The 14,223-nt window shown below is 47.2% G+C and carries 15 protein-coding genes and 5 tRNA genes; 5 read left to right on the top strand and 15 right to left on the bottom strand.

Going from position 1 to position 14,223, the window contains the following annotated elements:
* Window positions 1-4 precede the first annotated feature (4 nt).
* Complete coding sequence (locus ACQSGY_RS25685) at window positions 5-631, top strand: hypothetical protein (protein WP_145403392.1); 627 nt, start codon at window positions 5-7, stop codon at window positions 629-631.
* 88 nt (window positions 632-719) lie between these two features.
* Here the strand turns inward: ACQSGY_RS25685 and urtE are convergent, their stop codons facing one another.
* The 11 genes from urtE to ACQSGY_RS25630 all read right to left on the bottom strand — a co-directional run bounded on the left by urtE (window position 720) and on the right by ACQSGY_RS25630 (window position 8,570).
* Window positions 720-1,415, bottom strand: coding sequence for an urea ABC transporter ATP-binding subunit UrtE (urtE, locus tag ACQSGY_RS25680; protein WP_427181487.1), 696 nt, complete (start codon window positions 1,413-1,415; stop codon window positions 720-722).
* A complete protein-coding gene (gene urtD, locus ACQSGY_RS25675) occupies window positions 1,393-2,202 on the bottom strand; it encodes an urea ABC transporter ATP-binding protein UrtD (RefSeq protein WP_427181486.1) in 810 nt (269 codons plus the stop codon). The genes urtE and urtD overlap by 23 nt, the downstream gene beginning before the upstream one ends.
* Window positions 2,141-3,256 carry an urea ABC transporter permease subunit UrtC gene (urtC, locus tag ACQSGY_RS25670; protein ID WP_427181485.1) on the bottom strand — a complete coding sequence of 372 codons (1,116 nt, stop codon included), beginning with the start codon at window positions 3,254-3,256 and terminating at the stop codon, window positions 2,141-2,143. Before urtC ends, urtD begins: the two co-directional genes overlap by 62 nt.
* Window positions 3,257-3,283: 27 nt before the next feature.
* On the bottom strand, window positions 3,284-4,189 hold the full coding sequence (gene urtB, locus ACQSGY_RS25665; RefSeq protein ID WP_427181484.1) for an urea ABC transporter permease subunit UrtB: 906 nt from the start codon (window positions 4,187-4,189) through the stop codon (window positions 3,284-3,286).
* A gap of 126 nt (window positions 4,190-4,315) precedes the next feature.
* On the bottom strand, window positions 4,316-5,566 hold the full coding sequence (gene urtA / locus ACQSGY_RS25660; protein WP_427181483.1) for an urea ABC transporter substrate-binding protein: 1,251 nt from the start codon (window positions 5,564-5,566) through the stop codon (window positions 4,316-4,318).
* 493 nt (window positions 5,567-6,059) lie between these two features.
* Window positions 6,060-6,485, bottom strand: a complete 426-nt coding sequence (locus tag ACQSGY_RS25655) for a helix-turn-helix domain-containing protein (protein ID WP_216516309.1) — start codon at window positions 6,483-6,485, stop codon at window positions 6,060-6,062.
* 288 nt (window positions 6,486-6,773) lie between these two features.
* Entirely contained in the window at window positions 6,774-7,199 is a 426-nt protein-coding gene (locus tag ACQSGY_RS25650; protein WP_427181482.1) for a helix-turn-helix domain-containing protein, read from the bottom strand.
* A gap of 375 nt (window positions 7,200-7,574) precedes the next feature.
* Window positions 7,575-7,928, bottom strand: a complete 354-nt coding sequence (locus ACQSGY_RS25645) for a DUF3221 domain-containing protein (protein ID WP_427181481.1) — start codon at window positions 7,926-7,928, stop codon at window positions 7,575-7,577.
* A gap of 157 nt (window positions 7,929-8,085) precedes the next feature.
* A tRNA-Leu gene (locus ACQSGY_RS25640) sits at window positions 8,086-8,168 on the bottom strand.
* A 20-nt stretch (window positions 8,169-8,188) separates the two neighbouring features.
* A tRNA-Lys gene (locus tag ACQSGY_RS25635) sits at window positions 8,189-8,264 on the bottom strand.
* Window positions 8,265-8,498: 234 nt separating this feature from the next.
* A tRNA-Glu gene (locus ACQSGY_RS25630) sits at window positions 8,499-8,570 on the bottom strand.
* Window positions 8,571-8,968: 398 nt separating this feature from the next.
* Here ACQSGY_RS25630 and ACQSGY_RS25625 point away from each other — a divergent pair.
* On the top strand, window positions 8,969-9,745 hold the full coding sequence (locus ACQSGY_RS25625; protein WP_184190936.1) for a DeoR/GlpR family DNA-binding transcription regulator: 777 nt from the start codon (window positions 8,969-8,971) through the stop codon (window positions 9,743-9,745).
* Window positions 9,746-9,749: 4 nt separating this feature from the next.
* On the top strand, window positions 9,750-10,646 hold the full coding sequence (locus ACQSGY_RS25620) for a Cof-type HAD-IIB family hydrolase (protein ID WP_427181480.1): 897 nt from the start codon (window positions 9,750-9,752) through the stop codon (window positions 10,644-10,646).
* Between the two features lie 118 nt (window positions 10,647-10,764).
* On the opposite strand, the gene ACQSGY_RS25615 is transcribed toward ACQSGY_RS25620, so the two are convergent.
* Window positions 10,765-11,412, bottom strand: a complete 648-nt coding sequence (locus tag ACQSGY_RS25615; RefSeq protein WP_427181529.1) for a flavin reductase family protein — start codon at window positions 11,410-11,412, stop codon at window positions 10,765-10,767.
* 88 nt (window positions 11,413-11,500) lie between these two features.
* Here ACQSGY_RS25615 and ACQSGY_RS25610 point away from each other — a divergent pair, with 88 nt between their 5' ends.
* Window positions 11,501-12,199 (top strand): ArsR/SmtB family transcription factor, encoded by a 699-nt coding sequence (locus ACQSGY_RS25610; protein WP_427181479.1) that lies wholly within the window; start codon window positions 11,501-11,503, stop codon window positions 12,197-12,199.
* Between the two features lie 196 nt (window positions 12,200-12,395).
* Here ACQSGY_RS25610 and ACQSGY_RS25605 read toward each other — a convergent pair.
* From ACQSGY_RS25605 to ACQSGY_RS25595, 3 genes are all read right to left on the bottom strand, one after another.
* A tRNA-Ser gene (locus ACQSGY_RS25605) sits at window positions 12,396-12,484 on the bottom strand.
* Window positions 12,485-12,490: 6 nt separating this feature from the next.
* Window positions 12,491-12,566 (bottom strand) — tRNA-Asn (locus ACQSGY_RS25600).
* Between the two features lie 93 nt (window positions 12,567-12,659).
* Window positions 12,660-13,121 (bottom strand): SprT family protein, encoded by a 462-nt coding sequence (locus tag ACQSGY_RS25595; protein WP_188592705.1) that lies wholly within the window; start codon window positions 13,119-13,121, stop codon window positions 12,660-12,662.
* Between the two features lie 118 nt (window positions 13,122-13,239).
* On the opposite strand from ACQSGY_RS25595, the gene ACQSGY_RS25590 reads away from it, so the two are divergent.
* Window positions 13,240-13,590, top strand: coding sequence for a hydrolase/acyltransferase (locus tag ACQSGY_RS25590; protein WP_111270472.1), 351 nt, complete (start codon window positions 13,240-13,242; stop codon window positions 13,588-13,590).
* Window positions 13,591-14,223 lie beyond the last annotated feature (633 nt).

Below are 14,223 nucleotides of genomic sequence, written 5' to 3'. Positions count from 1 at the left end.
ACTCATGAGACACATGACATCGGACCTCGAAAGCCTGTCGTTCCAGTCCACCAATCATCAGCTAATCATCATTGATCAACATTGGATCATCCGAAGCTGCAACCGAGCCTGGAAGCGTGGATTCTATAAACCCTTTTCACACTCAGGCAGCAGCCGTCATAACCACTATCTTCACCTGATGGAAGCGTGGACAGCACAAAGAGGTGTCCCACCAGCCAAGTTTGCGCAGCATCTAAGACATAACGTTGTGCCTTTCAAGCATGCTCATACATACGACATCTCTGTGACCACTCCGTACAACGAAGAAAAATGGTTTCGTGTAGAGCTAACCCCATTGCATGACGGCCCCTTATTCGGCGATAATCTTGCTTTAATTGCTCATACAGATATCACCGAACAGAAAAGGACCGAGCAGCAGTTAAGACAAGCCCTGACTGAAGCACGCACATTGCACGGCCTGCTGCCCATTTGTGCCGTCTGCAAACACATCAAGGACGAATCCGACGAATGGAGCTCCGTGGAACGTTATCTGGAGAAACATACCTCTGCCGAGTTCACCCACGATATCTGCCCTGAATGCATTCGTCGGCTGTACCCGAAGTATTCCAACATTTTGGATAAGCGTCATTGAAGTATGCACCGCAGCCCTATCATGTTTGTGCCAATTCAAGCACACACTGAATCTTCTCGCAACAATGACATCAGATAACCGGATCGCATTATACAGACAAATGATATTCAAACTGCGACATATCCAGCTCCTGCGGCGTCCCCTGCAGCGTCATAACGCCTTTGTCCATCACATAAATGTAGTCGGCGGCACTACGCACAAAATCAATGCTTTGCTCCACCAGCAGAATCGAAATCGTCCCCTGCGCTTTCAGCTTAAGGATCACTCGCCTGATGTCCTCAACGATCGAAGGCTGAATGCCTTCCGTCGGCTCATCCAGCAGCAGCAAGCCAGGGCGGGAGGCCAGCGCTCGCGCAAATGCAAGCTGTTGCTGCTGCCCGCCGCTCAAGTCACCCCCCTGGCGCCCATACATGGAAGCAAGCACGGGGAACATCTCAAGCACATCCTCAGGGAACGTTCTCACACCAGAGATACTCATTTCCAGTCCGAGCAAAAGGTTCTCCTTCACTGTAAGCTGCGGGAATATTTCCCTCCCTTGCGGCACATAACCTATTCCCGCTTTTGCCCGTTTAGCCGGTTCCAGTGAAGCCAGTTCCCTGCCATTCCATTGAACGCTTCCCTCTCGTGTTCGAAGTAATCCCATCAAGGTTTTCATCAATGTCGTTTTTCCCACGCCATTTCTACCCATCAAACATGTCACTTGCCCGGGCAGCACTTCCAGATTCACACCGCGAAGCACACGACTCTCCCCGTACCCAGACTCAACGTTCTGCAGTCTCAACATCTGCCTGCCCCCTTGTCCCCAAGTACACTTCCGCTACTCTTGGATCTGCCTGAACTTCAGCCATCGTGCCTTCCTTAAGCAGCCTCCCTTCATGCATTACCGTCACCTTGGCAGCAAATTCCCGTACAAACTCCATATCATGCTCTACAACAACTACCGAGCGTTCAGCCGCGATCTCTTGCAAAAGACGCCCTGTTTGGTATGTTTCTTCATCCGTCATGCCTGCGGCAGGTTCGTCAAGCAGCAGCACCTGCGGCTCTTGCAGCAGCAGCATACCGATCTCCAGCCACTGCTTCTCCCCGTGCGACAACGCACCGGCACGCTCGCCGATCCGGTCTTGCAGTCCCGTCTGAAGCATAACACGTTCCATCGCTTCTCCTCTTGCGCCGTGTCTGTGAATTCCGATGGCTTGAAAGGGAAGACGGCGGGTCTCCGCCGCGAGTGCCAAATTCTCTTCCACCGTCAGACTGGCAAAGATGGAAGGTGCCTGGAATTTGCGCCCTATTCCTTTGCGAACAATCTGATGCTCTTTGAGCTTTGTCAACTCCGTACCGTCCATCAGCTTTACCGACCCGGATATCGGTTTTGTTTTGCCGCAGATCACATCCAGCATTGTGGTTTTCCCCGCACCATTCGGACCGATCAAAAAGTGCAAATCACGATTAAGGAGCTTCAGATTCATGCCTTTGACTGCAACAAAACCTCCAAAGGCCACCGTTATGTTCTCAGCGGCCAGTATCACCTGAAGCTCCGAAGACTTTTCGTTTTTCTGAAGCAGCCTGGACATGTGAACTCTCCCCTCTCCGTTGTAATATTCGGGCGATATTTCGGTACACACCTACAATTCCGTTCGGCATGAACAGAACAACCGTGACGAAGAGTCCACCAACCACAAACAGCCACCCTTCCGGATAAGCCTCGCTTATTCCCGTTTTAGCTGTATTTAACATGACAGCCCCGATGACAGCCCCGATCAGCGTCCCGCGTCCTCCCAAGGCAACCCACAGCACCATCTCAATGGAGGGAACAATGCCCATAATGGATGGCGAGATAATGCCTACCTGCAGCACAAACAGCATGCCCGCCATACCCGCAAGGGCGCCCGACAAAGCAAATGCCAGCGTTTTGTAACCTGCCGGGTCATACCCCAAAAACCGAACCCGATTCTCCCCATCACGCGCAGCTTCAAGCACCTGCCCAAAACGGCTGTTCACCATGCGGCGGCAGAGCAGATAAGCGAGCACCAGAATGGCAAGCGTTATATAGTACAGCACAATCGTAGTGCCTGCTGAATGCAGCGTAAACCCAAAGATCGCTTGATAACCCGTTATGCCATTTGTCCCACCCGTCCACTCCTGTTTGCCAACAAATAACGTTACCGCAATAAGCACGAGAGCCTGGGTCAGAATTGTAAAATAGACCCCGGTAATCCGATTGCGAAACGTGAACCACCCCAGCACAAAGGCCAGAAGCGCAGGAATGGCTATGCCAAGAAATAGTGCAGCCGGGAAGAAGCGAAAAGGCTCCCAGAACCATGGCAATCCGCTGAGACCACTCCAGCCCATAAAATCCGGGATAGCTGCGCCACTGGCCTGAAGCTTCAGATACATCGCCATGGCATAGCCGCCAAGACCAAAAAACACCCCATGCCCAAGACTGAGCACACCCCCGTATCCCCAGATCAGATCCAGTCCAATCGCCAGAATGGCCAACGCCAAAAACTTGGCTAACAAGCTTAGGCGAAATTCCGTCGAAACCAGCGGCGCAAGGCACATCAGAATAAGCACAACCGCCCAGACGATCCTTGTTTTCAAACTCCCTGTTTTAAGTAATGCCGGCATGCTTCAATCCTCCTCTCCTTCTCCCTGTTAATCCAGGCTTCGCGTGCGAATCGCAACCAGACCCCGAGGCTTCCATTGCAAAAATGCAACGATGCATACAAACACGAGCACCTTGCCAATGGAGGCCGAGGTATACGTTTCGAACAATGTGTTGAACATGCCGATGCCAAGCGCACCACACACTGTTCCGATTAATTTCCCTACACCCCCGAGCACAACGACCATGAAGGCATCCACAATATAATACGTGCCAAGAGAAGGGCCAATCGGGCCAACCAGCGTTAAAGCACAGCCTGCAATACCGGCAATCCCTGAACCGATTGCAAAAGTCATGCCATCGACCCGTCGTGTGGAAATGCCCAGACAGCCGGCCATATTCCGATTCTGCATCACCGCTCTCATCCGCCTGCCTGAAGCCGTGCGATAAATGTAGAGGTACATGCACAGCAAGACTAGAGCCACAAGCCCAAGGATAAACATTCGTTTATACGGGAAAACAATACCTTCCGAGATCATCCACCCGCCGTTCAGCCAGGCAGGGCTGGACACACCGACATTCGGAGCACCAAATATCGAGCGTGCCAGTTGCTGCAGCATCATGCCCACACCCCAGGTGGCGAGCAAACTATCCAGCGGTCTGCCGTACAGATGCCTGATCAGAATCACTTCGAGCAACCACCCGATCAGAGCAGCCGCCGCGAACGCAATGGGCAGCGCTGCAACAAAGTACATGCCGAACCAGGACGCCGGCGCATAAGACATAAACAAGTTTTGCGTCACATAGGTCGCATATGCGCCAATCATGATCAATTCGCCATGTGCCATATTGATGACATTCATCAGTCCAAATGTGACTGCGAGTCCCAAGGCAATCAACAGCAGAATCGAGCTAATGCTCAGTCCGTTGAATAGCTGTAAAACAAACATCTCCATTGCAGGCCCTCCTTTACATTTATTTATCACAACAACGCTTTACCGTAATAATGATCAAGGGTGTGTTGTTTCACCTCCACCTCTCTTTCTGTCAATCAACCAAGTATTCGCATACTGCCGCCACCACTATTTATTGCTTAAAGCAGTTCCCCACTCGTATGTTTTCAGATAAGGGTCAGGCTTCACAGGAGAGCCCGAATTCCACAATTCCTTGAATTGACCATCTTCCTGCACTTCACCAATTCGCACCGTCTTGTAAATATGCTGGTTCTCTCCGTCTACAGTGACTTTGCCCTCAGGCGCATCCAGTTCCAGACCTTTGGCAGCCTCCTTCACTTTTTCAACATCTCTTGATCCAGCCTTCTCCACCGCTGCCTTCCACAGATAAACAGCCACATAACCTGCCTCAATCGGGTCTGCCGTAACTCGGTCCGAACCGTATTTCTCTTTGTATTTCGCCACAAAGTCTTTATTCTCAGGAGTTTCTGTTGTCTGGTAATAATTCCACGAAGCAAGATGCCCCTTGAGCACATCTGCACCGATTCCACGAATTTCCTCTTCAGCCACACTTACGGACAACGTCGTGATCTGATCTGGAGTGATTCCCGCATCCTTCAGCTGTTTGAAGAAAGCGACATTACTATCTCCGTTTAACGTGTTGTAGACGATATCCGGTTTCGCCGCTTTGATTTTACTGATGATTGTGCTGTAGTCGGTATGTCCGAGCGGTGTGTATTCCTCTCCTACAACTTCGCCGCCCTCTGCTGCAAGCTGCGCCTTGATCACCTGATTGGCTGTCCGTGGAAAAACATAATCCGAACCCAGCAAATAAAAGGTCTTGCCCCGGTTCTCCAGCAGCCAGGTTACCGACGGAACAATCTGCTGATTGGTTGTTGCACCCGTATAGAAAATGTTAGGGGAGGATTCCAGACCTTCATATTGCACGGGATAAAATAACAGACCATTGTTTTGTTCAAACACCGGAAGCATCGCTTTTCTGCTGGCAGAAGTCCATCCCCCGAATACAGCCGCTACCTTATCCTGCTGCAGCAGCTTTCCCGCCTTCTCTGCAAAAGTAGGCCAATCTGATGCACCGTCCTCAATGACCGGCTCAATCTGTTTGCCCAGAACACCGCCTGCTGCGTTAATCTCTTCAATGGCAAGCATCTCTGCATCTTTGACCGAAACTTCACTAATAGCCATCGTCCCACTCAAGGAATGAAGAATGCCAACTTTGATCGTGTCACCGGTTGCAGCTGCATTCCCGGCTCCTTCAGAACCAGAGACCTCAGGGGGAGCGCTCCCTTCCACACACCCTGTTACCACCAGAATTACACCAAGCAGAATACCCCATAATCGGAACGACCTCTTTTTCAATAGTCTGCACTCCCTTTTTTTAGTCTACTTACGAACATTAAGGCAGAACATAACTCAAACGTTCGTTGAACCAAATTATGGAGTCCAGAACTTTTAATGTCAATATATCTTACATAATTTTATTTTACGCATAAGATTTTCATGCATTCTGCTAATAAAATCTTGAATCAATTGACATTAGGATAACTTCATGTAATTATATTTAACACAAAGAAGTGATTCGATCTCAATTCAGCATTTTGGGCTGCCGTAGTGTTCAGCATCAGAATGTTCCAGTCTTGCACAGCACCACTCCAACAACAAAAAAAAACCTCCGTACTGTGTCCGAAGATGTTCGGAACAGACGAGGCTTTCATCCGCATGCTCATTAAATATTCAAATTTCACCTGTAATAGCGCTTTTCGCACTGCCAGATACTGTATTCCCAACCAGGTACTACAAAGTGTACTGCACCATTTCTCCGCCTTGCTGCACAAAACGATAAAGGAATCACCTACTTTTCGTCCCGCTCCGGCCCCTTGTCATCATCCTGTTCCGGTTGGTAACGATAACCGTCGCCTTCTTTGCTTTCCTTGAATTTGCGATAACGGGTAAACTCAATATATTCACTGATAAAAGACTGTTCCACAGCCGATAATTCACTCTCCTGGCAATCCAATTGCCGCAACACGTTAAAAAAATAATCCTCCCGCTTTTCCCGCACAATGGCTTCTTTCGATAATCGTCCTATCATAAGCCAGTCCAGGCTCACATCGAAAAACGAAGCAATTTCAATCAATTTATTCGTGCTCGGGATGGATTTGCCACGCTTCCAGTCACCCAGATTGCCTGTGCTAATCTTCAGCTGTTGACAGAAAGCCTTCTTCGTCATGCCTCGTTCGGCAATCAGGTGTTCAATTCGCTCATAGATCGACTGCATGCAAGAACCGCCTTCCAACCATAATAATCAACCCATATCATATGATAGAATTATAGCACAACATTAGCCAGATAAAACTTTTGAAGCATCTTCATTTTTCCAAATATCAATGATTACATCTCGACCACTTCGTACTCCATTTCCACGATCAGTCCAAGCTTAACCAAAAAAAGCTCCGCATTGTCTTCGGAGAAACGTGCTGCGGATAGAGCTTTTTATGTACAATCCTTAAACACACATCACCACAAATTCGTTCCTGCCTCGCCAGCAGCAGTACTACCCCAAGCTTCACTTTTCTTTTTGGTCCGACGCCGTGTCATCATCCTGTTCAGCCTGGTAGAGATAACCGCGACCTTCTTTACTTTCCTTGAATTTGCGATAGCGGGTAAACTCAATATATTCACTGATAAAAGACTGCTCCGCAGTCGACAATTCACTCTCCTGGCAATCCAATTGCCGCAACACGTTAAAAAAATAATCCTCCCGCTTTTCCCGCACAATGGCTTCTTTCGATAATCGTCCTATCATAAGCCAGTCCAGGCTCACATCGAAAAACGAAGCAATTTCAATCAATTTATTCGTGCTCGGGATGGATTTGCCACGCTTCCAGTCACCCAGATTGCCTGTGCTAATCTTCAGCTGTTGACAGAAAGCCTTCTTCGTCATGCCTCGTTCGGCAATCAGGTGTTCAATTCGCTCATAGATCGACTGCATGCAAGGACCGCCTTCCAACCGTAATAATCAACGCATAGTCACATGATAGAATTATAGCACAATATTTATGAAGGCTCAGCCTTTAATATCTAGGGCGTGTCTGAAAACTCTGAAGGCGGCAGATTTTGCTGAATTTTCGTTTCAAGCCAGGAAGTTTTCCGCAGACGTGCCGGGGCACGTCAAGGGAAAGTGACGCAGCAGGGGGCGAAAAGGCGGTAAAAGATGCACTTCAGTAGGTTTCAAGACACGTCCTAGAACCCGTTCAAGTTACTAACACCATACGTGGAACTCGGGAGCTCATCGTAATTCTCTTCCTGAGATCTAGTCTATTTATGTTTTTCACCAACGTAACACGATCACATGATCCCAACACTTTCATTCAACTTGCTCGATCTTGATCGCAGTTGCTTGAACCGGATGACTCTCCTGGTATCGTCCTGTTGTCCATATACGTACCCGATCACCAACCTCCGCAGTATAGGCAACCCCATTCGTCGTAAGTATATAAGTTTGAGAAACTGCCCCCATGCCAACAACCGTTATTGTTTTTTCCCCTTTTTCTGTGACGACAGCTTCAAGATCCGCCTCCCTCGACACATCGGACACCCCTTGATTCCGATAATTATCCAAGCTGTCATTGGTAACGTCTCCACACCCAGCTGTAAATATAAACATTAACATCAACACCAGTACATAACCTGACCAATTTATACACCTTAAACGTGTCATGCCCACCCCTCCAGTTCATAACCGTTATATAAGAGTAACGTTGGAAGAGCAGTTTTAGTTACACACCTACTACAAATAAGAAGCAGTGGAGAAGTATAAAAAGAAAAATGGACCCTCATGAATAATCATGAAAGTCCATTTCAATTTGTTGCTGTGATGCGGTCGAGAGGACTCGAACCTCCACGGGTATACACCCACTACCCCCTCAAGATAGCGTGTCTGCCATTCCACCACGACCGCATATTTAATTGTTTTGTAAATGGTGAGCCATGAAGGACTCGAACCTTCGACACCCTGATTAAAAGTCAGGTGCTCTACCAACTGAGCTAATGGCTCTTGATGTAACTCCACCTGATGTTATGCCATGCTTCATTAAATGATACAGAGCAGTGAACTTTAAAGAAATCCTAATCAAGAATGCGAATCTCTAAATGGTGAAGAAGAGTAGTAATAAATTACTATGACCCGTAGGGGATACTCTCACTCCGTTCGAGACTGCGAAGCAGTTGCTAACGAAGTAATCCTCCGACGAACCCTTGGGATTCTCATCCCTTGATATAGCAATTACTATGACCCGTAGGGGATTCGAACCCCTGTTACCTCCGTGAAAGGGAGGTGTCTTAACCCCTTGACCAACGGGCCTTATGAACAAGTTGTCTTTCTTGGCGACAAGAATGAGTATATCACAGGAAAATAGATTAGTGCAAGACTTTTTTTATATTTTTTTGGAAGGGAAATAATTATTTTTACTTTACAATTATTTTAGCCCTCGAATCGACTTATTCACTAAAATTTCACCCATCAAACTGACTTACTTTCCTAATTCTCTCGCTTTCATTCTCTCACGCTCAATATAAACGTAATCGTTTAAATCAAAAAATCATACACTTGTCATGCCTACACGCTGAGTTTGTAAAATAACAGTCAAAAAACTTATAAAAACTTATTTTCACTTACAACATTGCACATCCCATTATAATTACTTATAATTTAACTATAGTACAACGCACGGTCATCCCTAAATCAAGGAGGCTTTACGTTTGTTTCAGGAAGAACGCATGCAGCTCATCATTGAGCATTTACGCAAACACAATCGTATCTCGGCTGAAGAGATCGTAACATTATTTGATGTATCCCGAGATACTGCGCGCCGTGATCTGATTAAGCTTGAAGAACAGGAAGCCATCATCCGCACACGTGGCGGTGCCATTCTCCCCTCTCCTCCACAGGAATTCAGGTCGTACCAGGAAAGACTCAAGTATGTTTCCGAGGAAAAAAGAGCGATTGGAAAACTCGCTGCTGCTCTTGTTCGTTCAGGTGAAACCATTATTCTGGATTCCTCTACAACTGTGCAGGCCTGTGCAGAGAATTTGAACGGCAAATCCTGCACCGTGATTACCAACTCGTTACACTCTGCCGAGCTGTTATCCAATCACACGGCAGTTCAAATCCGCCTGCTTGGCGGCAAACTCGATAAGGAACAGCGTTATGTATATGGAACACCTGTGATCGAAACCCTTTCCCACTACTATGTGGATAAAGTTTTTATCGGCATTGGCGGTCTCACACTGGATGGCTTCAGTGCTTCCGAAGAAGAGGGCAAGATTAAACATCAAATGATGAAATCTGCCAAAAAGGTCATTGTGCTTGCCGACCATTCCAAAATGGGCAGACGTTATGGCTACCGTTTTGCAGACTGGACTCTGGTTGACGTATTAATTACTGATCAAATGCCGAATCAGGAGTGGATTGATTTTTTAACAGAACAACAGGTTGATTTACTTATTCCCGAACCTACACAAGAAAAGGAGTTGTAAAGATATGAAATTATTTGCTACCGATCTGGATGGAACGCTGCTGAATCGAGATAGCCAGATTAGCCGTGAAAACGCAGAGGCTGTTCAGAAAGCACAACAGGCTGGCATGAAAGTCACCATCGCCACAGGACGTGTATATTCAGATGTTGTTGCGATCAGCCGCCAGGGCGGAATCAAAACCCCGATTATCGGCTCCAACGGTGCAACCATTCATGACGAGAACGGAGAACGCTTATTCCACCTTCCGCTGGAACGTGACACAGCCGCGTCTGTCATGCAATGGCTGGAAGATGAGCACATTTATTATGAAGCTTCGACTCAGATGGGTATTTACGCCGCCATCAGAACTCACGAAGCAATGCTTGCCGAATTGGAACGTGTTTTAGGTTCAAAACCCGGCGAAGATATCGAGCGCATGATTCATTCCATCAAAAAACATTACAACAAAAAAGACTATCACCGTGTGAAAAACCATCTCGAAATTCCGGCAGAAGCATGTATCTATAACATTATGGCCTTTTCCTTGAATCCGGAAAAAGTCAAAGCCGGACGCGAGCACTTCTCGTCCAGAACCGATGTTGCCATGGTTGTATCCTTTGAGCATAACTTCGAGATGCAGCACCCGGATGTGTCCAAGGGCAATGCGCTTACGAAGCTGGCAGAACACCTGAATATCTCTATGCAGGACACCGCCGCTATCGGCGATAACTTCAATGATGTTTCCATGCTGCAAATGGCAGGACTCGGCATTGCGATGGGCAACGCTGAACCTGAGATTCGTGCCATGGCTAAAGCGATCACACGCACCAATGTTGAGCACGGCGTCGCTCATGCCATCTATAGCTTACTCGAAGGCAAGCCTATCGCTCCTGTGGAAACCATTGTTTCCGAAGGCCAGTAAAGGTGGTTATAGTGGAAACAAGCACAGACTCGTTAACCGAGCCTGTGCTTGTTTGTTATTCAGCCACATGTTAAGTAGTGCCCTCTCTCTCTGGCTCTCAATCGCCCTCATTCTCCAGTTATTTCTCTGCCCGAAAATTCTCTCCCTGTCTCTCTCCCAGCCCGTAATAATGACGGAAATTATAAATCAATGGATGCCATTGCTCCGGATCAATCCTGTTGATCTCCGAGATCATACGATTATGGGCGTGTACCTTCACCGCTTTTACTTCTACAATCGCCATAAACGACGTATGCTCCGGAAGGCGTATATGTTGTACAACCGCTTCTATCTGAAGCGGACATTCTGCTATTTTATCAGGCGCTACCTGAACCGAATGCTGAGATGTCAATCCTGCTGCAGTGAATTTATCCTGACAAAACGCATATCCCATCTGTCTTTTAGTTTCGGGCACAGGGGAGCTTCCTGTCGTGCGCCCCAGCGCTTCAACGTTTTGCCACATGGAGGCATCCGGCAGATTAATGACACACTCGGGATGACGACAGAGGTTTTCATAACCTTTGCCCTGCGTGCCAACACCCAGCACAAGACAGTCTCCCAGTGCCCAAGATGACGATAGTGGAGAAAGATTGGTAGATCCGTCTTTATTTAATGTGCTCAGAATGATGACGGGTGTTCCGTAGTATAAAATACTTGGGTTAATGGTCTCATGCCGATCCGTCTGATCCCATTCACTAGTTTGTTTTGTAGTGTTGCGCTGTTGCATCTTGTTCCTCACCTTACACCTCTCCTGTTCGGATAATTAGAATTCAAAACCCATTGTAATACAGCATTAGTTCAGCTATCATCGAAGTATGAATGCATATCCGAATATCACTGTTGTTGCCTCACTTATTGCTGATAAAAGTCGCTCTATATTCCTCTCCGCTTTGCTTGATGGACGGGCGTTGCCTGCAGGAGAACTCGCCTATATGGCAGGTGTGAGTCCACAGACAGCAAGTAATCATCTCGCTAAACTGGTAGCCGGAGGATTACTGCAAGTAGAACAGCAAGGTCGTCATCGGTATTATCGTCTTGCTAGCCAGGAAATCGCTGATCTGATTGAGAAAATGGCCAGCATCGCTCCACCGGCACAGATTCGCTCCTTAAAGCAATCCAGTCAACTGCAGCAGTTAAGTCATGCACGCACCTGTTACGATCATCTGGCCGGGAAACTCGGGACTTCACTCTGTGAAGCTTTGCTTAAGAGCGGTTATCTGGTTGAACCCAAAGAGGCGCAAAGTAAGGATTTTCTAATCACGGAGAAAGGATCGCAGTGGTTAAGCTCATTTGGGATCAAGCTTCAATCAAAGCCAGAATCACGCCGGGCCATCGCTCGTAAGTGTCTGGACTGGAGCGAACGCCGTCATCACCTATCCGGTTTGCTTGGTGAACAGCTCTTTCACCGGTTACTTGAACTGAATTGGATTCGTCAAAAACCAGGAAGCCGCTCTATTGAAGTAACCGAGGCTGGAAAGTCAGGATTATACGAGGTGTTGGAAATTTCCCTGTAGACGGATTACACGTTAAAAACCAAAAAACCTCTTCAAATGAATGATTGACTCATTCATTTGAAGAGGTTTAAACTTTTATTGGAAACGGAGAGTGGCATACTCTCACTTTGTTCGAGACTGCGATGTATCGCTATCGAAGCCTATGCTCCGACGAACCTTTAGGGTTCTCATCCCTGACATTGAAGTATTCTCAGAACGGAGAGAGAGGGATTCGAACCCTCGCACCGCTTACGCAGTCTAACCCCTTAGCAGAGGGTCCCCTTATAGCCACTTGGGTATCTCTCCAAGAAATGGCTCCCCGAACAGGACTCGAACCTGTGACAACTCGATTAACAGTCGAGTGCTCTACCAACTGAGCTATCAGGGAAAATTAACTTGAATAACATTAATTTATCATGATTAATAATTCAAGTCAACATGCCTTCCATTAATTTTTACAACCGATTTAAAAAGTGCCAGATCAGATGTTTTGAAGTGTCAATTTTCCCGAGCATCGACCGCAGCGATAACGCTTGGGGTCTATTTTTCGTTTACGCAAATATTCCATGCCACAGCTCTTGCACAACAGCTTGTATCGATATGGCAGCGGTTTTCTGCCCTTATCTCCAGGGAGTGATTGACAGAACCTTGAGCCGCCAACTTTCTGCAAAAGCGCCTTGAATTCAGGGTCACGATGCTGATACCCCCGTCCTCGGATGTGCAGATGATAGTGGCACAGCTCGTGTTTAATAATTTTTTCTACCTCGTCTTTTCCGTACACTTCCAGCTGATGCGGATTGATTTCAATTCGATGGCTCTTCAGCATGTAACGCCCGCCTGTTGTCGTCAGACGACGGTTGAAAATCGCCTCATGGGTGAACGGAACCCCGAAGTGCTCCAGTGAAATCTGCTCAATCCATTGCTGCAGTTCCTTGTTTTCCATCGTTGTTCCCTTCTGCACCCCCTCGGCGCGTTTGTTTTTCCGGCACAATACTTGAATTTTAACCGTTTCGTAGGCTACACTGTCAAGTAGAATGTATGAGGGGAGATTAATACTCGTTATGCCTACAATGCGCTATGTCATCCTGCAGCAGGGGCAGCAATTGCAGTTTGTTGAAATGCCTGCGGACTATGCTTACCAGCTCAGTGCACTTAATCTGCGTCTGCACAAGGAAATTGATAAACTCACTGCAGCAGATGTACCCGTTTTGCCCTGGGCTATCGCCGAATGTGATCAGCTTGACCTACTGAATGAAGACTTGTCCATTATCGGCGGCCTTGATTATATCAATGCTCTTGAAGAGCGTTTCGCCGCTCTGCGTGAAAGCAATTATCCGCTGATCTCCCTGTTAACCGAGATTCGGGCGTTACAAGCCCAACTGGAACAATGGTATGAGGAAGAAATGGAATAATGTTCGTCAAAATGCAAAGCGTGCCGCCTCTGATCAGGGTGATGCGCTTTTTTTTCATCCAGCCGCTCAATATATTTTTTCAGGATAACACTCTGCATGGAGTATATTAATCCCATCTCCACTCATTTTTAATTCCAGCAGATTGGAAAAGCGCTATTCACTTCGAAAATTTATAGCTTCTGTATGATCAGCTTTGCTACTGTTTTTACTTTTACCTCCGTAATTGCTTCGCTGGTATTTTAATCTCGCAATGCTCAACAATATTGAACATAACCATGCTCTTTCTGAGCTGAATGTATATTAACGCGACCTCCGCTTTGGGCTCAAGTCTGAGCAAAGTATAGGTTGGGTTGGGTTGGGTTGGGTTGGGTTTTGATTGCTCGAGAGTAATTTCCAAGCCTGTTCCCCACACCTTATTTTTTTAACGATCTCAGATGAGCTTATTTAGGCTAAATAGGGTTCTCTAAAAATGTAACGATCCCCAGAAACCTTATTTTGCTGAAAACCCACGATAAATGCCCATTTTCACACCAATTTTCCCAAATAAGCTTTCCTGTGTTGCTAGAATAAAAAGTGGACACCCGTTAACGGACGGAAGGATAATAAGAGGAACGGAGGTGTGTCCACATGGGA

It is taken from the genome of Paenibacillus sp. TC-CSREp1 (assembly GCF_050171015.1).
GTDB classification, from domain to species: domain Bacteria; phylum Bacillota; class Bacilli; order Paenibacillales; family Paenibacillaceae; genus Paenibacillus; species Paenibacillus silvae.
Note: the sequence above shows the minus strand (reverse complement) of the source record. Positions and strands in the feature narration are given on the sequence as shown.